This is a genomic window from Natrinema saccharevitans, assembly GCF_001953745.1.
GTDB lineage: Archaea > Halobacteriota > Halobacteria > Halobacteriales > Natrialbaceae > Natrinema > Natrinema saccharevitans.
The window spans coordinates 201,788-224,134 of sequence record NZ_LWLN01000002.1 but is presented as its reverse complement, the minus strand read 5'-3'; the positions used below and the strand labels follow the sequence as shown (position 1 = coordinate 224,134).

Genomic DNA, 22,347 nt, shown 5'->3' with positions numbered 1-22,347 from the left:
GCCATTTATAAATTAATTCTGGTTGTCCATATTCTCAGACAGCGATGCACAACAGGAAGCCGGTCAGGAACACACCCGTGCCGAGTACGGATGAACTAGCCTCGGGGAACAAACTCACCGGGTTGAGTACGGTAACTACTATCGCGGTTACGGCGACACCGCCGACGGTACCGAACGAATCGGACCGGCTTCGGGAACTGTCCATGAGTTTCCGTACCCCGTGATACAGCAGTCCGAAGCTCGCGAGTCCTGCAAGTGCAGTCGTCTGTAGCGACGGTACGACAAACCCCGCGAGTACGGTGACGAAGCCGCCGATGGAGAAGCCTATGGCAACCCGTCCAAGCATCCGCACACGACTGAGGCCTGAGAAAGCCGTCATCTCGGAAGGATCAACAATGTCGTCTATTCGGTTCAGTTTTTCGTCAGCGGTAGCCGACGCTCGCTGGCCGGCGTGAATGTAGCGACCAGAACCGTCCGGCTTGTCCCAGCCAATCTGTTCAACAACATCTACTCCCGGCGTATCTACGTCAACGCCGTCAAGACATGACTCCTACTGGGTAGGAGAGAACTACCTCACCGTCTGCCGCCAAGCCGATGACGAGATGGCTACTGATGTCGCCGACGCGCTTGACGCCCTGTTAGCCGGTGACCAGGCAGGTTCCGGCTGGAGTATCCGTGCCACCGCCCGACGATCAGCGGTGGTCTCTTCTCGAGGCCGCACCGGTCTCTCGTGACGGCACACGGCACGCTACCGTCACCCACATAGATATAACTGCCCGCAAGCGCGCTGAACTCCAGCGAAATACCCGGATCGAACAACTGGAAACCATCGTCAGCATACTCTCCCACGACCTCCGTCACTCTCTCAGCATTATCCGTGGCTACACCGAACAACTATCGACTGATGATACGGATCTAAGAACACTTGACGATAGGCTACCACTCGGCGTAGGTGAGATACTCCGCGCCTTCATACTCGAAAAGCCACGTTCCGTAGAAATCAGCCACGTTGATTCCCTTGTGGTCTCGGATCCGGTCGACGACCGACCGGAAAGCGTCGTCATCTTGGAAGTAGCCACCGTCGATCGCTTCCTCGACGACATCCCGTTCAGCGTCGGAAAGGCCCGTAAGTGTGAACAGGTACCGGTCTCTGACCTGGTCGGCGAACGGCTCAACTCCGGATGCGACTTCACTCACCTCATATCGATACGCTGTCTCAGATGTCGTTCGTGAATCGATCGTGATCCGATACCGGTTCTCATTGTGGACCAGAATATCGTACTGCTGCTCCGGAACAAACACCGATCCATTCCCCACATTCTCACCCGTTCCGTACTCGACGCCGATATCAGATCCGTCCTCACCACGAGTACTATCCTTCGAAACGATCTGGTCAAGGTGTTGACGATCCGTCTCAGGTAGATCACCGTATTCGATCTCCCCAACCTCCGGTGTCGAATTAGCCGGATCAACATCGATAAATACCTCATACACCGTTCTCTCACCGCTCTTGAGTCGTGTCTCCGAAACGTCATAGAATGAGTCTCCGAACCGAATCGTGTCAGCACGGTCGAATAGTTCGTACCGTTCACTCCGGCCGGTCGATCCGTTCTCGAGAACTGATGCTACAAGGCTGTACTCCTCTGAACCGGGTTCAACGGTCACCGAAACCTCAGCGGCGATATCCTCTGCCGTTGCCTCATCTAGATCGAGGACGACAGGTGGATGGGCGCATCCGGCGACAGCAACGGAGAGGAGGGCTGTTCCGCTTGCGAGGAACTGACGACGGCGCATACCCGAAATGATAGACAGCTTGGATGAAAGCGTTCCGGTTCACCTCATCTCCATACCCCACAGTTGAGTATTTTCGCTTCCAGTGGACTCGAGTCAGCGTATCCAACGCAGACCAAATTCTTCGATACAATATACGGTAAGCACATGTGCTTACTGAATATCGAGGACGACATACCATGGATGTCAATAGAACAATATTTAACACTGGCTGTGATACATATCGGGTATGGGAATTTTAGAAGTAGTTTTAGACTCGGACTTGGATGCCAGTAAAGCGAGAAGTTACAGAAATGGATTCGCGGCTGCTCTCCTTGCTGGATTTATTGATCTCTCGTACCAGTACTGGGCTATTGGTGAGTTAGCATTTGAAACGATGGGAATTTTCTTTTCTGCTGCGTTTGTATTTCTCATCTCACAATTCGTCTACACCCGCGGTCAGTGAATCGCCTGCACTTCCGAAGCTATTCACTACATCAAGGCGGTTTCTCACCATCTAATTTGAGGTGAAATAGCCGGTCAGTAAGTGTGCTTATTGGTCGTTGGGTGCGGGGGTGAAGGCGTTGAACTGTCGACCAGTGATTGAGTTTGGTATTAAGCGATAGTAGTCCACTGCGAACTCGTCAGGTTTCGTGTCAGGATAGACGTTTAGCGTAGGAATGGAAGCGTTTTCCGTGATCGCTGTCGCGGCCTTGGGTTCTTCGTCTTCTGGGACCGGTTCGAGCGTTCCACTTACGATGACGCTCTTTGCTGGCTGTTCGTCGTAGACGGTGAACGTCGCTGTCTCTGTTGGTTCTAGGAACGCCATCTTCTTGCTCTCCGGTGTGTAGACGGACTGGAAGTACAGTGTTTCACCGTCGTAGCCGAATGATTCGGGAATTGAATACGCTTCTGTGCTGTCAGTAAGTGCTAATACACCAACGCCTGACTCGCGGAGTAAGGTATCACTCTCTGCGCGAGATAACTCAGTAGTCATATAGGTACGTACATCCTCGGCCCTTGAACATATTCTGTCCTGGGATTCCAATGAGCGATTAGTCGTTCACCTATACTTATCGTTCGTCGGGTAGTCACAGAATAGATCTGCGAGCCGCTCTCTGACTCCCTCTCGGACATTCGAATCAGACTGGCTCCTCGACTACATGATGGTCTAAATATACTTTTCGCGCCTGACGGGTGAGGCGCTCTCACCGTGCTCGAGGTTCGCTATGAGTACAGATCAGCCAATCCACCGAGAACAGCACTACGAGCAACACGAGTACAGCGATACCAGTGACCGGAAGCAACACTATTCCGGGGACACTACTCACTAAACAGACATGAACTCATCGCGATCGACGAGTGGCTCCCAGGCACGGAGCCAACACCCTATGACTTGGACCTCACTGACGGGTACGAGTACCGAACGCGCTACTGGCGCTGTCGGAACTGCGGGCAAGAACGAAATCACCGCAACGAGTTTCGAAACCAGTGCGAGACGCCAGCACTACCGATCCCGCTCGAGGCAGAAGGGTACTCGATCGACGATGCGCAAACACGCCGTGCACTGAGCGAGGAAATGAACGTCCGCTTCACCGCGGCGGGACCGATCTACGAAGTCGCTAGTGAGAGTGGAAACACATACAAACTCGATATCGAAACAGAGGCCTGTAACTGCCCAGACTTCGAACAGCGCCAGCCAGAGAGTGGCTGTAAGCATCTTCGCCGTGTCGATCTCGAAATTCGAACCGGGCTCGTGCCTGCACCGGATGGAACATTCGTTCGATAAGGGAGGGGACTCGCTCATTTGAGGGTGTTTCTCTCCCCCAAAGGGGTCAGGGGACGCGAATACAGTCCACTGTACAATGCATGAAATCAAGATTCATAGCAACAGCATTCGGCAGCGCTGAGACGCCTCAATTCCTGAAACGAGGTATCACAAGATGACTGACCGCGACGAGTGCCGAGTACCGACCTGTACAAGACTTGTCCGTGATCAGGCAGGGTACGCTGACCGCTTCTGTTCGAACAGGTGTGAGATCCGCTATGAGCACCTCCAAGCGGATGCTCGAGACGCCGCTCAGGAGGATGTAATCAGAGGATAGGCCAGAACAGAGTGTCAGCGATGACAAGCGGGTTCCTCTCAACGAGATTTATGAGTCGCACCTGTCAGCGTGTCCCATCCCTCTCTTCTACAAATGCTCCAGTCAAGCACCGATAGTCCTGAGGTTTGTCGAAGAAGCCCCACCCAACATCGGCGATGTCTCTCACCGATCGACAGGAGGGTCTCCTCGTCGCAGTTGCACTAACCGCGTTCAGTGTTCACTATGAGATCGCTGATCCCGAACTCGATGAACAGGCGTGGCAGCTTGCAGCGAACCGTCTCGTCGAGTATGACACCGGGCCTGCCGAGGCCGTCGATACACTCGAGATAGGTGAGAGATGATTTGATATCCTTCTCGAGAAAACTATAAAAGCGCCCAGTAGATGGGTATCAACCGTCACCAGCGGAGCGGTCAGGTAAAGAAGCAGCCAGCGAGCCAGACACTTTTGTCGTGAAGGCAGTTCGAGATCTCCGAACGCCGTAGCGGCCGGGCTTAATCAACATTCTGAACCAATACCGGCACAGTGTTGGTTAACGCTGGGTCTGGATCCACTTCCTCGCCCCCACCCATCGCCCTACTCCTCGAATGAGTGAATCCTGGCTCCGGTCGTCTCGAATGGCTGTCGCGACGGGTTTTATCGGGGCACTGTTCGTCGGGAGCGAGTATGGTCGTCGTCGAGGAGGTCACCAAACTGAGCGAGCGCCGCACCTAAACCTCGTCCGAGGCATTTCCGGACGATGCACTGGCGTCGATTCGTGTAGCCGTCGAAGCTGTCCCGGCAAGTGTCTTCGACGACTCGACGAATCACACAGAGGTCGGTGGGTTCGATGCCGCGATCGCCGACGGCCTCTCGCAGTACGAATATGAGGGAGACACCGACGGCGGCTACAACCCGAACTGTAAGCTCTGGTCACATCAGGGGTTTAACTACAGCGTTGACCTCTACGACGCCGACGCCCGCATCGCCATCGGGGTCGAGAAGAGCGAGCGGAAGAACGTCAGCGACGACCTCCTCAAGTTCCAGAAGGGGTACCGCACCCAGAATGACGGCCAGCCGAAGATCGAGTTCGGCTGTCTGGTGGTACCGGTGAACTATCTCGGCCGGCATAACCTCTACCAGCACAGCCTGACAAAACTCGACTTCATGAAGGGCGTCCTGTTCATCGACGCCGTCGCCGTCATCGGCTATCGAGACCCGCGACCGGACTGATACTGTCCGCCCTGACTGTTTGTCGGCGCCGGGAGGCGTGCGGCGCGCGACGGTGTGCGCTGCGTGACTCACCATGCCTGGTCCCGAACCTCACGACGACACCAGTGCCGACTACGAACGGCTCGAGAAAGAACAGTTCGCCCAGGACCGCGACGCCGCCAGCGTTGACACGGCGGACGTCGACGACACGACGGCCCAACGCCTGGTCAGCGACCTCGTCGACGCGGACGTCGTCACTCCGGTTCCCGAGGACCAAGTTCTGATTCACGAGCCGAGCGGCACCGCGTTCGACTCATCGACGCAGCTGGCCGTCTTCCACCGTGGCTGGACAGCTGGCCGCGACGCCGACGCGGAGGGCGAGTGATGCAGCAGACGCTCATCGGCTGTGCGTTTTGCGACGCGCTGCCCGGTACCGAGACTGGCGAGGCCCACACCTGGGGCCAAGACGAACGGGTCACCCACCCTATCTGTGTGGACTATGCGATTCAGACGGAGCCGGATCCCGATGAGTGCGATCACGTCGCCTGTGACGGCTGTGGGCTGGCCGTCGACACGCTTGCAGCACTGACGCGGTTCCGGGTCGAACTCGGGCATCTGGAAGGCCCGTTACAGCTGTGCGCCCGTTGTAGTCCGGGCGGGCTCGCGACGTACTGGACGCGCGACCTCGAGGAGCATCTCGTCGCGACGCCGGCAGAGTGACCCAAACACTCTTTACTGTTTCGCTGTAAACTGTAATAAAGAACGACCCGTGTCACGCACCTCAAACCGCGCCGACGGCGACATCGTCCAGGACTTCCTCTCGGTCGCTGACCTCCTCGAGGAGCCACAGCTGGCCCAGCTGTTCGCGTACCTCGCTCGGGAGCGGGACGCGACCGTTCAGGACGTAATAGACGACCTCGAGCTCGCCCAGGGGACCGCCTACAGCTACGTCAATCGGCTCGTCGACGCCGGCGTCATCGACGTCACCGACGACGAGCAGCCACGCCGGTACGCCGCCCGGGAGATCGACCTGACCGTGACGACGGCCGCCGGCGACCGCGAGTACACGATCACGCCGGCGCTCATCGACGCCGTCGGCCGCCGCGAGACGGACGCCGACATCGACACCTACATCGACCGCCACGGCGTCGCCGGCCTCGCGACCGCGCTCACCTACGCGGTCGCCCGCGAACGCGGCGAGGTGACCCACCGGCTGATGGCGGAGGATCTGGACATCTCGCCGCTGGCTGCGGAGATGATCCTCCAGGCACTCCGGCCCGTCGTCCACGAGCACTACGACATCAAGGAGGACGTACATCATGATGCCGAAGAAGGGGTCAACGTATGAGCATCAAACCGAGCGATCGGACACACATGACACAGCGCTTAGTTTGTCGGCGTTCCATGGAAAGAACTGATGGAACTCAGTGACGACACACTCACGGTGTCACGAGAGCTTTCAGAGCTTGACAAAGATGTACTTGAGTTCACACAGATCCTCGATGCCTGCGATGTTAACTACGTCATCGTTAGTGGGTACGTCGCGATCCTCACTGGGCGATCTCGATCAACAGAAGATACCGACGTCATTCTGGAGTCACTATCCGAAGCGGAGACTGAGCAATTGGTTACGGAACTCAAAGATCGAGAGTACTGGGGGATGGCAATGCCACTTGATGAGATGTATTCGATGTTGAGCGAGGGCAGCCGAATCCGAATTGCTGAGGACGGGGAGATGTTCCCGAACTTCGAAACATGGTTTGTTTCAAACGACGTTGAGCGTGAGGCCCTCTCGAATCCCTTCACGGTGACATTTGATGAGGGACAGGTCGAGATCAGTCCGATTGAACTCTAAGTTGCATACAACCTCCGACTTGCGCAAGCTGCAGAGAGTCTCAACGGGATGGATTTCGAAGATGCACTCCACCTGTACTTAATCTTCGAGGAACGATTTAACACGGAGCAGCTCGAAACGTACGTCAACGAGCTTGGAGTTGAAGAGTACGATGCTGAACTCACAGGAGTTTGAGGACGACCACCGCCGGAACACGGAGCAACGGCGTGCGATGATCAAGCGATGGGCTGAGTACGTTCGGACGCACGACGACAGAGAGTGGTCACGCCAACAGAATCGGCTTATTGACTCGCAGCTCCAGTCGCCAAACGACATGGCCGCTGCTGGCGATACGGATCCAGTTCGGTTTGCAGCCGCTCGAGATCGGCTGTGCGACCGATGAGCGGGGGAGACCGGCTTCCGACGGCGATCGCAACTACGTACTACAATGCCGAGTTCGTCGTTGATCAGCTCACAGTCTTCGTTGGTGCCACATCCGCCCAGCGACTTCGCCCCTCAAAGCGGACCTCGAGGATGACCCACTCGATCTCGCTGCCTCCGACGACATCGATATCTACGAGGGGGACGTGACGACAGTCGACACCAAGGCTGACGACGATGACTGAACGGTCCACGACTGCGAACGGTCGCCGCTGACGCCAGCGCCCTCGCCAGCCGCGCAGTGCCCGTGTGGATGTTGCCGTCGAGCTATAGTAGCTCTTGAAAGTCAATGCACACCCGATCGCAGGACAGCGTTGTGATCGGTATTAAATCGTTTCAAGAGCTACTATAGACGTTCTATACCTGTTCCAGTACCTGCTTCTCTTCTGTGATGCGGTCGTCCCTCGGAAGTGATCGTAGAACTCGTGATATCACACAGTACCAGGACATCCACGCCGCGGCTGCGAACAACGTCCTCGCGGCCCGCGACTACTACACGGTTGACGACCCCTACGAGCGCGACGAGACGCCGGACTCCCGGCCAACGTTCGGGCTCGACGACGGCGAAACCGACGGTATCGTTCTCGCGAACGCACTCGATGTCGACGAGTTTCTCATCGACGAGTTCGGCGGGACGAACTTCCCACTGATTCACGCCGTGCTGCAAGGCCCGCGGATCGTCCCGACGCCGCGGCTCATCGTCGACTACGCCCGAAACGGGCTTCTGAGTCACGAGGAAGCTCGAACGCTGATCACGACGATCAGCCCGCATCGGAGCTGGGAGAACAGCCTCTACGTCACGCAATTGCTCCACCGTCTCGAAGAGTGACTGGCCTCCGAGTGGCGACGCCGAACAGCCAGCGCCGGCGACGGCACTCGAAAGCACTCGGCCGCTCGGCATCCCGCGACCGCCGCTGCGCTCCTCGTCCCTGCGGTGCTTGCGGGGTCGGGGGACGACCGAGGCGGCCTCGCTCTTTCTGAGTCCACCAGGACGGTAGCTGGGTCGCCGAGTGTCGCGGCCGGCTGGACAGGAGTGTACGTCGACACGAAGTAAACTCCGATTCATCCAACGGAGCGAGACCGCAGGCGAACAGTCCGAACCCGACCGCATCGCACAAATCTACCGCCACTCGGACGGGTATCCCGATAGCGTCCTCCGTGACCTGGACCAGCTGAAGCAGCTGCTCGACGAGACACGAACAGAGCGCGGGCCTGCGTACGCCGCTGCCCAGTTCCTGTTCCTCGACACGCTCTCGACGATGACCCTCTACGTGGACGAAGGGCGTGACCGGAGCATCCACGCTGACCACCCTCGGATCTCCTCTACCCGGACAATATGGAGCACCTCGACCAGCCGCTGTTCCTGCTGGGACACGGTGTCGAAAATCCGTCTAACGGCATCCACGGCGACGAAGAGTACCTCTACGTCGTCGAACTCCCGACCCGGAATCCGTTCGAGGACCCCTCCGAATGGCCCGTCAAGGTGAGTGGTCACTCCGTCTTCCCGCGCTGGGATGGCCCGACCGAGGAAGCCTTCGAGCGGGCCAGCTGGCAGTTCCACGGCCCGCTTGAGCACGCGCTCGAAGAGCTGGTCGCTGAGCCGGCGTGAACGCTTAGCCCGCTCAGATGGTGCCGCCGATGACGAGTAGTCCGACGACGACCAGCAGCGTCGCGGCAACGCTTCCCCCGGCCAGCCACTTGTTCTCCATCGCCTTCTCGTGAAGCGGCATCTCGGCGTACTCCTCGCGGAAGGCCTCGAGATTCTCCTCGTCGTAGAAGTACTTCGTCTTCAGCGCGAACCGTTCCGTCACCGCACAGCCCGTACAGATCGGCTCGCCTTCCAGCCGCTCCGTTTTGGTGTGGCTGGTGCAGGCGATTGCCCCGCAGTTCGGACAGTAGGTGTACGTCTCGTCGCCGCCGCTCGTGTCACAGTGGACGCAGCGGTGGATGCCGTCCTCGGCTGTCACTCGTGACGGGCCTGCCGCGTAGTACTCGTAGGGGTAGGTGTACTCCTGGAGGTCGATCGTGTGCCGAACCTCGGGGAGGTACACTGGTTCGATCGACTGGACGGAGATATCCGAGCGGTTCGGCTCGCAGGTCTTGTTGTACGTGACGTTGTTGTCGCCGGTGTAGGTCACCGTCGTCGTGTGGTGCTGCTGGAGGCGCTCGACGGCCCACTCCTTGTACTCCGTTTGGGTTTGTCCAAACCGGCGCTCCTCGAGGTCGTCGAACACCTCTCCGAACTGCTCTGCGTTGAGGTCGACCGTCGCGTGGAGGTTCTCAGTGACCAGCGTCCCGACGTCCTCATCGACGACCTGTGGCTGCCCGCGTTCGGCGTGGGCGACGAATCGCGTCCGGTCGTTGATCCGGTGGATGACGCCTACCGACGTCTCGAAGACGGCGTTCGTGTCCGCGGTGACCGCGACCACTGGGCGGAACGTCACCGACGAATGTGATTCTGGGAGGTCGGAAGCCTCGATATTCTCGATGTCGCGGAACGCCTCCGCGACGGCCGCGTCGACGTCGGCGGCCGGGTCGTACGGGCGTAAGGTCTCGTCGCAGAGGATCTCGATGCGGCCGTTGTAGAGGTCCAGTCCGATCTCGTCGGCGATCTCCCGGAGGTCCTCGCCATCGAGTAACTCGATTGGATGTGGGTCGTCGTTCTGCTGGAGGCGGTCGGCATACTCCTGAGCCGGGTTCGTGAACCGGCCGGTCGTGACGACCATGCCGCGTTTGGGGCCGTCGAAGTCGAAGGTCGCGATGGCGGAATGGAGCTTCTGGACGACCGGCCGTCCGACCGTCCCCGTGTGCTTGCACTCGACGATGATCGCGCGCCGCGTGCCGTCGACGACCTCCTCCATGATGACGTCGCGACCCTCGTCAGCCGTGCGGTCGGCCTGGCGGACGTTCTCGTAGCCGAGGTTCCGGAACACGTCCTCCATCACGTCCTCGAACTCGAACCCCGAGAGATCGTCCAGTACAGCCATCCTCAATTATGTGGACAGTACGTTGCAACTGCCAAATACGTTGCCGAACGCTACGCCGTCCTGTTTATTGAACCCCTGAGAGGGGTGGGAGTCACCGAGCCGCCCGCGAGCAACGATGAACGGGAATGTTCCCCTGGCCAGTTCGGAATCGGTTCCAGTCGCATCGCCCGGACAGTCCCACCGAGACATAGTCGAGTCCGTCGGCTTCCGTGTCGACGGCCAAGCCGTCGTCCTGAACCTCTCGAAGTATCAGCGGCTCTCCCTCGAGCGCAGTCTGGGCCTCGTCAACCACAGTCCGCGTCTCCAACCGAAACTACTCGTGTACCTATCCCGACTGGCAGCAGCGCTCACCCGAAGGCGGCTGCAAGCATCTTCGTCGCGTCGATCACATGTACGAACGACGATGACTCGGCCGAGGATGAGGCGCGTTTGACCGCGCCACAAGACAGCCAAGCCGATGCTGAAACCCAGCAGTTGACGCTTGGAATGTATGCGTCTTGAAATCACCGGGATCAGTTGCACTCGACCTGAAATCCCGTGCCGGGGTTCCCGTCTCTTCAGGCGCGGGAGTGGGTCAAGTGGGACGACCAACAGCTTTAACACTGCATGTAAAGTATGTTTGACTGTAAAAGAGGTTTTACACCAGTATGGTTGAGCACGCACTTACTGCCGACGGACTCACCCGGCAGAAATATCGAGGGCTCGTATACGGAGTCGGTGGACTAGCGATACTCGGCTTGCTTGCCGGGTTCGTACTCGATCAACACTTTGCCGGGACGATCATTTACCTGCTTGGTGCATGGACCGCCGGCGGGATCGCCGTCCTTGCGCCGGTGTGGAGTAAGGCGACACTTCAAGACGAGCGAGACTGGGAGTTACACAACCGTGCCAGCGGAATCCTGGTCGGGATCACGATGGTGATCGGTCTGAGTATGTTTCCGGCACTGTACGTCCTTGATGCCGGTAGCTACATCGAAATCACGGGACCAGTCTCGGGAATAGTCGTCACCCTCTCGGCACTCTTCCTGCTGTACGGTGTTTGTCTTGGAATCGCGAAACGCCGCATCTAAGCTATGGAGAACGATCTTTCCAAGAGACGCGAAGATGAAGGGCTGAGTCAGGGTGAACTCGCCGAAGCAGTCGGTGTGACCCGCCAGACAATCAATGCGGTCGAACGCAACCGGTACGACCCGTCATTAGAGCTCGCGTTCAAACTCGCAGCACATTTTAAGTGTAGTATTGAGGATATATTTGATCCGGAAGAACAATGAAGGTCTCTGTACGTGGAACACCGGTCGCAGTTACAGCGGGAACGGTCATCTTCGCAGTCATCGGACTCGCCCTCATCGGGTATGGCGGATACGACTACGCCCAGCAGTCACAAACGGTGGATGACGCTGTCGAAGTTGAGGCCACCATTGTTGAGACATCGGTCACGGAGATCGAGAGCGGGCGGAGCGGCATCGAGTACGACACCCACGCCGAGTTCACGTACCGATATCAGGGTGCCGAGTACAGGAGCGACCAGATAGTTCCCGGGAGTTTCGACACGACGTACGACACGAGGAGGGAGGCGGAATCGGCGCTGGAGCCGTACGAAGACGGGGATACGGTAACGGCATACGTCGATCCTGACGCCCCGGCAAACGGGTTCTTGGAGCAGCGAACGTCACAGGGACCATTACAGTTCATGGCCATCGGCGGCCTACTGCTGCTTGTACTCACGCTTGACGCTGTCGGCGCACGGAAACCAGGTCACGGGACGGATCTTCAGCCGGTAGATGAACACGATCCACAGCGGTATCCCACACTGTTCGGTGTTGACCGTGAGACGGTCAACCGCGTTAGCAAGCAGTTGATGAAGGGCTCGGTGGCCGTGTTATTTCTCTCGCTAGGCGGGTTAGTACTCGTTCTCCTCAGCACGGAGTCGGGATCGGGAACCGGTTCGGAGGTGCAGGTCTCACTCTTGGATCCGGTCGGTCTCCTGTTAGGAACGGCGTTTCTCGCGGGACTCGTGTTGCTTGTGTCGGTGCTCCTCTACGGTGTCTGGTCGTTTACCGAGTATCGACGTCTCCGCGACCGGATCTCGGAGCCGCGGCCGCCAAGCCCGTTCAAGCATCCGACTCGGCTTGTTACGATTCTCTTGGGGAACTACGACCTCGATAGCTACGGGAAACGCGTCCAGAGAACCGGATTCGCTTTTCTAGTCGCGCTCTTTTTCACCGCGGTGATCCTGCAGTTGCTCGTGTTCTGAAGATCTCTGGGAGATGCTGTTACTCCGTTAGAGTGTGTTACAGAAGTCTTCTCACGCTTGGTACTCGTAGTACCGAGTTCTCAAGTGGCTCAGTCGCGCTGCGTGAACTCAGGGAACGAACTTCTCGGGCTTCGAGGGCGAGGACCCAGCCAACAAAGCACGGCGTCCCGAGCGCGGCAGCGGGGACGGCAAGCGTGTTTTTCGACGCTGGTGTCAGGTTCGTTCGTGGATTTCGAGGACCTTGCCGGCGGCGATGGTCTGACCCATGTCGCGGATGGCGAAGCTCCCGAGTTCGGGGATCTCGCTGGCAGGCTCGATGCTGAGGGGCTTCTGCGGTCGGATGGTGACGACCGCGTTGTCGCCCGACTGGATGAAGTCGGGGTCTTCCTCGGCGACTTCGCCAGTGCTGCCGTCCATCTTCTTGTCGATCGACTCGATCGTACAGGCGACCTGCGCCGTGTGTGCGTGGAAGACCGGGGTGTAGCCGGCCGTGATCACGCTGGGGTGTTGCATGACGACGATCTGGGCCTGGAACGTCTCTGCGACGCTCGGCGGGTCGTCCGCGGGACCACAGACGTCACCGCGGCGGATGTCGTCCTTGCCGATGCCGCGGACGTTGAATCCGACGTTGTCCCCGGGTTCGGCCTTGGGCACCTCTTCGTGGTGCATCTCGATCGTCTTGACCTCCCCGCCCACGTCAGAGGGCTGGAAGGAGACGTTGTCCCCGGTGTTCATGACGCCGGTCTCGATACGGCCGACGGGGACGGTACCGATACCCGAAATCGTGTAGACGTCCTGGATCGGCAGTCGGAGCGGCGCGTCCGTCGGCGGCTCCGGCTCCGGCAGGTCGTTCAGCGCCTCGAGCAGGGTCTCGCCGTCGTACCACGGCGTGTTGTCGGAGTGTTCGGAAACGTTGTCTCCCTCGAAGGCCGAGACGGGAATGAACGATGCGTCGTCGGTATTGAACTGGACCTGTTTGAGTAGCTGCGTGACTTCTTCGACGACCTCGTTGTAGGTTGACTCCTCGTAATCGACGATGTCCATCTTGTTGATGCCGACGATGAGTTCGTCGATACCGAGGGTACGAGCCAGGAAGACGTGCTCCTGGGTCTGGGGCGCGACGCCGTCGTCGGCGGCGACGACGAGGACGGCGTGATCGGCCTGCGAGGCCCCAGTGATCATGTTCTTCACGAAGTCTCGATGTCCGGGCGTGTCGACGATGGTGAAGTCGTACGTGTCCGTCGAGAACTCCTGGTGAGCGATGTCGATGGTGACGCCGCGTTCGCGTTCCTCGGCGAGGTTGTCCATGACGTAGGCGAACTCGAAGCCACCCTTGCCCTTCTCCTCGGCTTCCTCACGGTGCTGTTCGATGACGTGCTCGGGTACGCTCCCCGTCTCGTAGAGGAGGCGTCCTACAAGCGTACTCTTTCCGTGGTCGACGTGGCCGATGATGGCCAGATTTTGGTGGGGTTTGTCTGCGCTCATGATGAATCGTCTCGGTACCTGCCATCCGACATACGCGCTAGACACTCGTAAACTCTTGTCAGGATATACTGGAACGTTCGACGGATAGGAACGACACCCCAGTTTCGCGTATTCCTCCTGCGAACCGACGGTCATTGACTCGAGTAACCGGCACCAGTCGGATCTACTCGTCTAATGACTGCTATCGATCAATAGAAAAATTGACGTATCTAATCGGAGTGTATCTCAGCAGTATCCGGCGGTCAGCCGGTGTTTTCGGGTTCAACGATATCACCGCATTCTGGGCAGTCTGCGAATACGCGTTGCTCGCCGTTCGTCTCGAACTCGATGCTAGATTGATGTTTCGGGACTGTAGCGTTGCAGAACGGGCAGTTACCGAGCATCTTGTTTTCGGCACTCATAGGAAACGTGGTGGCACCATGGAGCGTGTGACATGGGAATCTACGGCTCTATCCGGTGTGGTTGACGTTTTGGGTGAACAAAGTGAACTAGTCACAGTGACAGTAGAATAGCTCTGCGAACCACCTCGGAGTCAAGCCTCGAATTCTCCTTGCTTATCTGGAGAGGTCGAGCCGCTCCGAATCGGAACGGCGTACGATCGTCCCCAGCGTCGCTCCTGAACAAGAGCGAAACACCAGATGACGCGCCGATCAAAATGGAGACTCCGGCGTCCGCTGACTACTGACTCTTCGGCTGCTCGAGTCCGGCGTTTTTTGTGAGACTACTGAGGGGTGGCGGTCTTCTCGAGGTCAGTTCGATTCGATCCGACTCGAGAAGCAGTGATCGAACATGGCTACGAGCAGCCGCTCCCGGGAAACGTTCGACGATTCGGACACCTGGCACGATGAGATGCACAGTACGATCGAGGCGTGGGTTCAGGACCTCGTCGACGAGGTCGATGACGCCGTCTCGCGCGAGCAGTTCACAGCGTGGTTGGACGTCCAGAGTCGATTCCACGACTACTCCCATCGAAACACGCTGTTGATCAAACTCCAATGTCCAGTGACAACGCGCGTTGCCGGCTACCGAACGTGGCAAAACGAGTTCGGCCGACACGTGAAGGAAGGGGAGACAGCGATCTGGATCTGGGAACCCATCATTGCAAAGCAGTGCCCTGACTGTGGGAACTCCCCGTCGTACCACGAGCGCAGTGGCTGTGAATACGATGAAACCCCTCCGGACAGCTGGGAGAAAGGACCCGTGGGTTTTCGGCCAGCACCCGTCTTCGATATCTCACAGACTGACGGCGAGCCACTGCCCGACCTCGAAACCGAAGCAAAGGGACAGGCTGACGAGTTGGTTTCCGCACTCCTCGACGCAGCAAACTCACTCGAGGTGGACGTAGAAGTCGTGCCACCCCGGGATTGGTCGTATGAGAATGCCAAGGGCGTCTGTGAGTATCGCCCGCAAGGGCAACCACGCGTCGCCGTCCGAGATCGTGAGAACGACGCTGATCTCGCCGTCACGCTCGTTCATGAATACGCCCACGTGCTGTTACACGGTGGCGTCGACGACGAGGCTGAGCGATCGAAACGTGAACTCGAGGCCGAAGCGGTCGGCTACATCGTTGGGCGGTACTTCGAGTTGGATACCAGTGGATCGGCGTTCTACCTTGCCGGGTGGCACGGAGACGAGCCAGAGACGATCATCGATCGGCTTGAGCGAATCAGTTCGACCGCCCAGGAGATCATCGACGTTGTCAGCGAACTGATCAACGATGAGTGATCGACCGCTTCTGCTCGATATCAGCGACGAACTCGACAAAGAGTGGTACGAATCGGTGACGACACCAGGGTTCGGGTATCACCAGCAGACTGCCGTTCAGTTGGTCCGTGAGTCAGTTACTGGTCGCGGGTAACGAACCACCAGTCGTAGTAGTTGAGTTCGTCGTCGTCAGCAGCCTCGGCTTTTCGGCTCTGTGCGTCCGCTTCGGTGCCCGGCGGTGACAGGAGAACTTGGTCACCGAACTTCTCGTTGTTTGGCCAGTCGGCGGGAGCGGCGACACCGTCGTCGTCGCTCTTCTGGAGTGCACGTAGCGAGCGGAGGACTTCGTCGATGTTGCGACCGATCTCCATCGGATAGGTCAGACGCAGCCGAACTGCCCCCTCTGGATCGATGACGAAGACGGTACGGACGGTTGCCGTTCCTGCACCGGGGTGGAGCATGCCGAGTTGCTGGGCGACCGTTCCCTGATCGTCAGCGATGATCGGGAACTGGATGTCGACGTCGAGGTTCTCGGCAATCCATTCGGTCCACTTGATATGCGAGTGGACACGGTCGACCGACAGCCCGAGCAGTTCGGCGTTCAGGTCCTCGAACTCCTCGCGGCGCTGCTCAAAGGCGACGAACTCAGACGTACAGACAGGCGTAAAGTCACCGGGGTGACTGAACAGGACGAGCCACTTGCCCTCGTAGTCGTCGGGCAGCGAACGCTCACCCATGCTTGTCTCGACGGTCAGGTCGGGGAACGTATCGCCAATGCCAGGTACGTCAGTCGTCGCTTCGTCAATTTGCTCTGTTTGTTTCGCCATCTACACCTTTTCTTTGGGTAGCTGCCTATTAAAGCACTCACATACAAACTATATTTTTGGCTTCGACAACCTCCCCTCTCGAGTACAACACATAATTGCTGGCTGTTTACTCGAACGGCCATCTCAACGGGTCAAAATTGAGTCGACTCGATTCCAACGTGACCGCCCAATACAGTTTCTGTGGTGACAGATGGGCGACACCATGACAGAACATCCGACGTTAGCAGAGTTCACCACGAGCGAGTCAACTGGCTTGCGGTCGGCCAGTCGGCCATCGACTGATGAGACCGTGACGATGACGGCTGACGAGCGGGTTGCAACGTACCTTATCGAAGATTGGAAAACGACGGAATATCCCACACTGGTAAGTACTGGCACTACCTAGTATTATAGGAAATGAATAATGGACGTGAGGAGATCCGTGACAGGGGGGTAGTGCGAAATTTCTAACGATGGTAGATTCCACAGTAACCGATCATGAGGCCCGTCAACGACTCCATGAAATCGTTCGAAAGGATGTGCCATTTAATGAAAAAGCTCGTGAGGCGTTAGAGCTTGGCAAACAATATCTCGGCGTGGACAACGGCTATCTCACCCGGATCGATCAAGAAACCGATCACTGGGAGATTGTCGTCACGACCGATATGGAAGACGGGCAGGCCTCGCCCGGCCTTGAACTAGAGCTTCAAGACACATACTGTCGTGAGACCATCGAAGACGACACCCCGCTCACACTCCACGATGCACCTGACCAGGACTGGGGAGATGATCCGGCCTTCGAAAGAAGCGGGAACCATACGTATCTCGGTATCCCACTTATTACTGAAGAAGAACCCTACGGAACCGTCTGTTTTGCCGCCCAAGACCCCCGTTCTGACTCGTTTAGCGAGGCTGAAACGCAGTTTTCTGACCACCTCACACGATTGCTCGAACGCGAACTCGAAAAAGAGCTCATCCAAGGCGAACTCACGAATCAAACCAACCTTGCCACGGTTCTTCACCGCGTCCTGCGGCACAATCTTCGCAACGACATCTCCGTCATTCGAGGCTACACGGAACTTATGGCCGATCAAGTGGATGACGAGTCCGTCGGTGAAACTGTTCTTACCCACATCGACGGCTTGATCGATTTGAGTCAGAAAGCCCGCGAACTGGAAGGAGTCGTCACTAGCAGTTCCGAACGACAGGCGACAGAGATTGGAACTCTTATCGAGGATATTGCTGCGGAGATCACACAGGAATACCCGGCAGCATCGATCACCGTTGAATACGACAACGAAATTCAGGGGAAAGTACTGCAGAACTTCGATCGGGCCATCGAGGAACTCATCGAGAACGCTGTCAAACACAGTGGCGACAATACCAGTGTTACGGTTGATATTGAGACGGTCCCGAACGGTATCGAGATTCAGATTAAAGATAATGGACCCGGGCTTCCTGATCACGAAGCTGAAGTCCTCAACTCAGGGGTAGAGACGCCACTCGCCCACGGATCCGGCTTGGGCCTTTGGTTGGCCTACTGGATTGTGTCCAGCCACGACGGCTCTATCGACCCGGAGATTACGGAACACGGGACGACGATGACGGTTACTATCCCTCGAAAGCCCGATGTTACTGTTCAACAACAGGTGACAGAACTCACGCGGTCGCGTGACAAGTACAAGACCAGCTTCGAAGAAGCGACTGATGCGATCACTATTGTTAATAATGACGGTAGAATTGTAGACGCGAACGAAGCAGCAAGTACGATATTCGGCGTAGAAGACAACGAGCTACTCGGGCGGTCGTTAATAGAGTTTTTCCCTGATGAATTTGCGTTCGATACCGAGTGGCAGGTTTTCCAAGAGACTGGCGATCAGAGAGATACAACGACGATAATCGGTGCCGATGACGTAGAGAAAAGTATTGAGTATGCAGGAACGTCAGATATTATCCCTGGCCAACACCTGTTCATTAGCCGGGATATTACCGAACGCAGGGAGCGCGAAAAGGAGTTGGAAGTAGCGGAGACCGTGTTCCAGACTACCCAAGATGCACTGTTTCTGGCAGACGTTGTCGGTGAGCAGGAGTATCGCCTCAATCGCGTCAACGACGCGTTCGTAGACCTCACTCATCGTTCCAGCGACAATATTACGGGAATGGATCCCTGGGAACTGCTGGGTGACGAGGCGGGGACCGAGGTACAGTCACGGTTCAACGAGTGTGTGGCGAGGCAGGAAATGGTTGAATTCGAACAAGTGATCCCGGTAGAGGGCGGATCGAGAATTTGGCAGGTACGACTGACGCCACTCATTCAGGACGGCGAAGTCACACAATTGGTGGGCGCGATGCGAAATATCACCGAGCGCAAAGAGCGTGAACGGGAACTCTCGATGGTGAAAGTGCGGTACGAAACCCTGCTTGAGGCGGCCCCCGATCCCGTGTTCGTTGCGGATGCTGAGACAGGAGAACTCATCGAGGTGAATGAAGCTGCCGAAAAGTTGCTCGGGATGTCATCTGACGAAATTATCGGGATGCATCAATCCGAGCTCCACCCTTCGGAACAGGCCGAACTCTATCAACAATTCTTCGAAGAACACGTCGAATCGGGCGGATCGAAGCGGCGACTTCCCGATGGATCACACACAACGATTGTCACCGCCAACGGGGATCGCGTCCCTGTTGAGATCAGCGCGACAACGGTCTCGCTCCCCGATGACCCGGTGATCTACGGTACCTTCCGGGATGTCTCCGAACAGATCGAACGCGAGCAGGAACTTGAAGAGACCACACAACGGCTCCAACTCGCCCTAGAGGGAACGGACACGGGTGTCTGGGACTGGACTATCGGGACGGGCGAGGTACGCTGGAGTGAGTCGCTGGAACGACTGGTCGGAATCGAACCAGGGACGTTCGAGGGCACCTTCGATGCGTTCGCGGAGTATATTTATCCTGACGACAGAGAGAAAGCTACGGCTGCTGTTGAGCAGGCCGCCAAAACCGAGACTCGATTCCAGACGGAATATCGTATCCAGCGTTCGGATGGCATACAGATCTGGGTCGAATCGCGGGGTGAAGTCTATGACGACGGTGACGATACCAAGCGGATGGTTGGCATCGTCACTGACATCACCGAGCGCAAGGAACGTGAAGCGGAGTTGACCCGGAAAACAGAGGCGATGGAGAAGGCACCAGTCGGGGTAGTACTCTCGGATCCGGATCAGTCGGACAATCCGCTGGTATACGTGAATGAACGCTTCTGTGAATTAACCGGGTACGAGGAAGCCGACATAATTGGGCGGAACTGTCGATTCATGCAGGGCCCAGAGACAGATCCCGAACCAGTTGCCGAGATACGCGATGCCATCGACAACGAGGAACCAGTATCGACCGTACTTCGAAACTATCGCAACGATGGTGAGATATTCTGGAATCACGTGACGATTGCCCCGATCAGAGACGAAGACGGTGCTGTAAGCAATTGGGTTGGATTCCAAGAAGATGCTACCGAGCGTATCGAACGCAAGCAACAACTGGAGTTAGCCGAGACCGTGTTCGAGAACACCCAAGACGCACTGTTCGTTATCGATGTGACCGAGAACCGCGAGTTCCGCATCGAGCGTGTTAATGAGATCTATGAAGAGTTGACGGGACTCTCGAACGCCGAAATCGCCGGTAAGACACCCACGGAAGCTATTGGTGAAGAGATTGGCAGTGAAATCGAGTCGCAGTACCGCGAGTGCGTGCAACGGCAGGAAACGATCAAATATCCGAAAGATATTCCAGTTGATGGCGAGCAACGGCAGTGGGAAACGAAAGTCACACCCGTCATTAGCGAGGGACACGTTGACAGATTGGTTGGTGCGATGCGGGATGTGACGAGCGTATGATTTCGTGCTGTCTAGTTGCGTGGGCGCTATATTCAGCGATTCCAGGGTGCAAAGGTCAGCTACCACAAGGATTTGAAAACCAGGCACTGTCTAGTTTAGCACCTCCGCTGGCGTCTGTCCGTTGAGTGACTGGTGTGGTCGCTGTGTGTTGTAGTAGTGTACAAACTGTTCAAGCTAGTCTCTGACGCTCGCCCGACTGCCGACCCACGAATTATGGAAGCGGTCGATCCGCATTTTGAGCGTGTGAAACCACTGTTCGATGTGGTTTCGATCAACGTAATCGAGGTAGCCGCTCAATCCCAATCGGGAGAGGGCAGTCAGATAGCCAGCATCATTGACGAGAAACTCAGCGTCGGAGAGATCGTGTTTCTCGGCGAGTCCATGCAGAAACGCAACAGCTGGATCGGTGCCTCGCCGTCCAAAGAGAGCGACGTCGAGAATGAGTTTCGTGTCGAGGTCTATTGCAGCATACATCAAGTACCTAGTGCAAGATTGCTTGATAAGAGCGTTCAACGCCGAGTGAGCGAAGAATCGCTTGTGTCTCTCGAAGCGACAACCAGTCGCGTGGAGTTGGACGGCCAACACCCTGACGGGCGTCGCCGTCCGCTCACGCTCCCAACATTCATCAAATTCCGCCGCGTACCTCCCGCTGAGCAGGCCTGCGAGCATTGATCCAAACTAACTCTACGACCTGCTCGTTCCTCAAACTGCGCTAACTAGACGGTGCCGTTTTTTCCGCTCACGCTGGAACACCGTCCACACACATGGACGTAACTGAGGACACAGTTCGAGATGTCTGCACGGACGCGGTCTTCGAACGCGGCGAACGATATCTTGCTGAGGGTCGTATCCACGAGATTCACCGCGTCGACAGCACCGTCACCGCCGTCGTGAGCGGCAGCCGTCAGTACGATGTTCGTGTTGACCTTGTCACCGACGGGTTTGCCCCGTGGTGCGACTGTCCGTACGACGGGCCAAGAGCGTGCAAGCACGTCGTCGCCGTGTTGCTTCGGTGTGTCGACGACCCACCGTCAGACGAAGGTGATCAACTCGACGCCGCACTCGACGGCGCCGACGCCGACGAACTCCGCGCGTTCCTGCGTGAAGAACTCGCGGCCGATGCGGACCTCCGCGATCGGTTTCTCGCTCAAGCCGGAGAGTCAACGAGGCGGTCGGCCAACGAACTTCGTACCTCGATCGATCGGCGGTTTGAGGAGACGAACCCTGAGTACGACGTCGTCTTCGAGCCGATCGACTTCACGCAGTGGTTCAATCTCGCGAACGAGTACCGCAAGCAGGAGCAGTACAGATCGGCGACGATCGTCTACCGGGCACTTATCGAGTCGCTTGACGACAACATGGATCGCGTCGACGGCGCATACGACCACTTCTCGAGTGCGTTCAGACGGGCACTCGACGGATACGTCGACTGTGTCGGGGCCAGAATCGACGCCGACACAGCCACAGACGCCGTCGCATTTCTCGATGAGCGGGCGACGTCGGGAACGCCATTCCTCGCGGAACACTTCGAGCGAGCAGCGGCCGAACTCCGAGAAAAGGTAGGCGAACAGGCCTGCGAGTAGCTCGAAGAGACCGCCGACAGCGAGACGTTCCAGGAACTGGTCGCAACGAACTACTACGACGACCAGCTCGAGTTCGAGACCGTCAAGCAGTTGGTCGGCACCGAAACCGCCCAGCGTCTTCGCCTGCTCGAGGCGGACCTCGAGGACGCACCACTGGCTCTTGACGCGCTTGCGGACATCGATATATACGGCGACGACGACGCGCGAGCGCTCTTCGCAACGATTAGTCCGCACCGAAGCTGGGACAACAGCCACTACGTTGCCCAGCTGCGAGCCCGCCTCGAGAAACCTATAGTAGC

At 57.5% G+C, this 22,347-nt stretch carries 20 protein-coding genes and 6 pseudogenes; 18 read left to right on the top strand and 8 right to left on the bottom strand.

Features of this window, described 5'->3' with window-relative positions; genetic code table 11:
• Window positions 1-34: 34 nt before the first annotated feature.
• Together A6E15_RS18605 and A6E15_RS18600 are read right to left on the bottom strand one after the other, a co-directional pair.
• Window positions 35-379 carry a hypothetical protein gene (locus A6E15_RS18605; protein WP_076148637.1) on the bottom strand — a complete coding sequence of 115 codons (345 nt, stop codon included), beginning with the start codon at window positions 377-379 and terminating at the stop codon, window positions 35-37.
• 557 nt (window positions 380-936) lie between these two features.
• A complete protein-coding gene (locus A6E15_RS18600) occupies window positions 937-1,794 on the bottom strand; it encodes a hypothetical protein (RefSeq protein WP_076148636.1) in 858 nt (285 codons plus the stop codon).
• Window positions 1,795-2,020: 226 nt separating this feature from the next.
• Here A6E15_RS18600 and A6E15_RS20575 point away from each other — a divergent pair, with 226 nt between their 5' ends.
• Window positions 2,021-2,236 (top strand): hypothetical protein, encoded by a 216-nt coding sequence (locus A6E15_RS20575; protein WP_139326644.1) that lies wholly within the window; start codon window positions 2,021-2,023, stop codon window positions 2,234-2,236.
• An 87-nt stretch (window positions 2,237-2,323) separates the two neighbouring features.
• On the opposite strand, the gene A6E15_RS18595 is transcribed toward A6E15_RS20575, so the two are convergent.
• Window positions 2,324-2,767: a pyridoxamine 5'-phosphate oxidase family protein gene (locus A6E15_RS18595; protein WP_076148635.1), complete on the bottom strand. Its 444-nt coding sequence runs from the start codon at window positions 2,765-2,767 to the stop codon at window positions 2,324-2,326.
• Between the two features lie 232 nt (window positions 2,768-2,999).
• Here A6E15_RS18595 and A6E15_RS21565 point away from each other — a divergent pair.
• From A6E15_RS21565 to A6E15_RS18540, 10 genes and pseudogenes are all read left to right on the top strand, one after another.
• Window positions 3,000-3,559, top strand: a pseudogene (locus tag A6E15_RS21565) (hypothetical protein).
• 471 nt (window positions 3,560-4,030) lie between these two features.
• Window positions 4,031-4,216 carry a hypothetical protein gene (locus A6E15_RS18585; RefSeq protein ID WP_076148634.1) on the top strand — a complete coding sequence of 62 codons (186 nt, stop codon included), beginning with the start codon at window positions 4,031-4,033 and terminating at the stop codon, window positions 4,214-4,216.
• Between the two features lie 323 nt (window positions 4,217-4,539).
• Window positions 4,540-5,085: pseudogene (locus A6E15_RS21560) on the top strand (hypothetical protein).
• Between the two features lie 73 nt (window positions 5,086-5,158).
• Window positions 5,159-5,449, top strand: a complete 291-nt coding sequence (locus A6E15_RS18575; protein ID WP_076148633.1) for a hypothetical protein — start codon at window positions 5,159-5,161, stop codon at window positions 5,447-5,449.
• Window positions 5,449-5,784: a DUF7558 family protein gene (locus tag A6E15_RS18570; RefSeq protein ID WP_076148632.1), complete on the top strand. Its 336-nt coding sequence runs from the start codon at window positions 5,449-5,451 to the stop codon at window positions 5,782-5,784. The genes A6E15_RS18575 and A6E15_RS18570 overlap by 1 nt, the downstream gene beginning before the upstream one ends.
• Before the next feature lie 49 nt (window positions 5,785-5,833).
• A complete protein-coding gene (locus tag A6E15_RS18565) occupies window positions 5,834-6,412 on the top strand; it encodes a DUF7437 domain-containing protein (RefSeq protein ID WP_076148631.1) in 579 nt (192 codons plus the stop codon).
• A gap of 69 nt (window positions 6,413-6,481) precedes the next feature.
• A complete protein-coding gene (locus tag A6E15_RS18560; RefSeq protein ID WP_245800625.1) occupies window positions 6,482-6,919 on the top strand; it encodes a hypothetical protein in 438 nt (145 codons plus the stop codon).
• A gap of 48 nt (window positions 6,920-6,967) precedes the next feature.
• A complete protein-coding gene (locus A6E15_RS21765) occupies window positions 6,968-7,093 on the top strand; it encodes a hypothetical protein (RefSeq protein ID WP_277612957.1) in 126 nt (41 codons plus the stop codon).
• A gap of 615 nt (window positions 7,094-7,708) precedes the next feature.
• Window positions 7,709-8,168: pseudogene (locus A6E15_RS18550) on the top strand (hypothetical protein); the annotation flags it as partial.
• A gap of 181 nt (window positions 8,169-8,349) precedes the next feature.
• A pseudogene (locus A6E15_RS18540) lies at window positions 8,350-8,948 on the top strand (hypothetical protein).
• A 13-nt stretch (window positions 8,949-8,961) separates the two neighbouring features.
• Here A6E15_RS18540 and A6E15_RS18535 read toward each other — a convergent pair.
• Window positions 8,962-10,326: a restriction endonuclease gene (locus tag A6E15_RS18535; protein ID WP_076148629.1), complete on the bottom strand. Its 1,365-nt coding sequence runs from the start codon at window positions 10,324-10,326 to the stop codon at window positions 8,962-8,964.
• Window positions 10,327-10,973: 647 nt separating this feature from the next.
• Here A6E15_RS18535 and A6E15_RS18525 point away from each other — a divergent pair.
• From A6E15_RS18525 to A6E15_RS18515, 3 genes are read left to right on the top strand one after another with little or no spacing between them, the layout of a single operon-like run.
• A complete protein-coding gene (locus tag A6E15_RS18525) occupies window positions 10,974-11,396 on the top strand; it encodes a DUF2178 domain-containing protein (RefSeq protein WP_076148628.1) in 423 nt (140 codons plus the stop codon).
• Between the two features lie 3 nt (window positions 11,397-11,399).
• Window positions 11,400-11,597 (top strand): helix-turn-helix transcriptional regulator, encoded by a 198-nt coding sequence (locus A6E15_RS18520; RefSeq protein ID WP_076148627.1) that lies wholly within the window; start codon window positions 11,400-11,402, stop codon window positions 11,595-11,597.
• Window positions 11,594-12,580, top strand: coding sequence for a DUF3592 domain-containing protein (locus A6E15_RS18515; RefSeq protein WP_076148626.1), 987 nt, complete (start codon window positions 11,594-11,596; stop codon window positions 12,578-12,580). The genes A6E15_RS18520 and A6E15_RS18515 overlap by 4 nt, the downstream gene beginning before the upstream one ends.
• 213 nt (window positions 12,581-12,793) lie before the next feature.
• Here A6E15_RS18515 and tuf read toward each other — a convergent pair whose 3' ends face one another.
• Both tuf and A6E15_RS22075 read right to left on the bottom strand, forming a co-directional pair.
• Complete coding sequence (gene tuf / locus A6E15_RS18510; RefSeq protein ID WP_076148625.1) at window positions 12,794-14,065, bottom strand: translation elongation factor EF-1 subunit alpha; 1,272 nt, start codon at window positions 14,063-14,065, stop codon at window positions 12,794-12,796.
• A 242-nt stretch (window positions 14,066-14,307) separates the two neighbouring features.
• Window positions 14,308-14,448, bottom strand: coding sequence for a DUF7837 family putative zinc-binding protein (locus tag A6E15_RS22075; protein WP_449406655.1), 141 nt, complete (start codon window positions 14,446-14,448; stop codon window positions 14,308-14,310).
• A gap of 406 nt (window positions 14,449-14,854) precedes the next feature.
• Between A6E15_RS22075 and A6E15_RS18505 the strand changes: the two genes are divergently transcribed.
• A complete protein-coding gene (locus A6E15_RS18505; RefSeq protein ID WP_076148624.1) occupies window positions 14,855-15,790 on the top strand; it encodes an ArdC-like ssDNA-binding domain-containing protein in 936 nt (311 codons plus the stop codon).
• A gap of 116 nt (window positions 15,791-15,906) precedes the next feature.
• Here the strand turns inward: A6E15_RS18505 and A6E15_RS18500 are convergent, their stop codons facing one another.
• Entirely contained in the window at window positions 15,907-16,596 is a 690-nt protein-coding gene (locus tag A6E15_RS18500; RefSeq protein ID WP_076148623.1) for a peroxiredoxin, read from the bottom strand.
• A gap of 452 nt (window positions 16,597-17,048) precedes the next feature.
• On the opposite strand from A6E15_RS18500, the gene A6E15_RS18490 reads away from it, so the two are divergent.
• Entirely contained in the window at window positions 17,049-20,465 is a 3,417-nt protein-coding gene (locus tag A6E15_RS18490) for a PAS domain S-box protein (RefSeq protein ID WP_084177420.1), read from the top strand.
• A gap of 90 nt (window positions 20,466-20,555) precedes the next feature.
• Here the strand turns inward: A6E15_RS18490 and A6E15_RS18485 are convergent.
• A pseudogene (locus A6E15_RS18485) lies at window positions 20,556-21,134 on the bottom strand (integrase core domain-containing protein).
• Window positions 21,135-21,229: 95 nt separating this feature from the next.
• Here A6E15_RS18485 and A6E15_RS18480 point away from each other — a divergent pair.
• Window positions 21,230-22,048: an SWIM zinc finger family protein gene (locus A6E15_RS18480; protein WP_076148620.1), complete on the top strand. Its 819-nt coding sequence runs from the start codon at window positions 21,230-21,232 to the stop codon at window positions 22,046-22,048.
• A pseudogene (locus tag A6E15_RS21945) lies at window positions 22,049-22,246 on the top strand (hypothetical protein); the annotation flags it as partial.
• Between the last annotated feature and the right edge of the window lie 101 nt (window positions 22,247-22,347).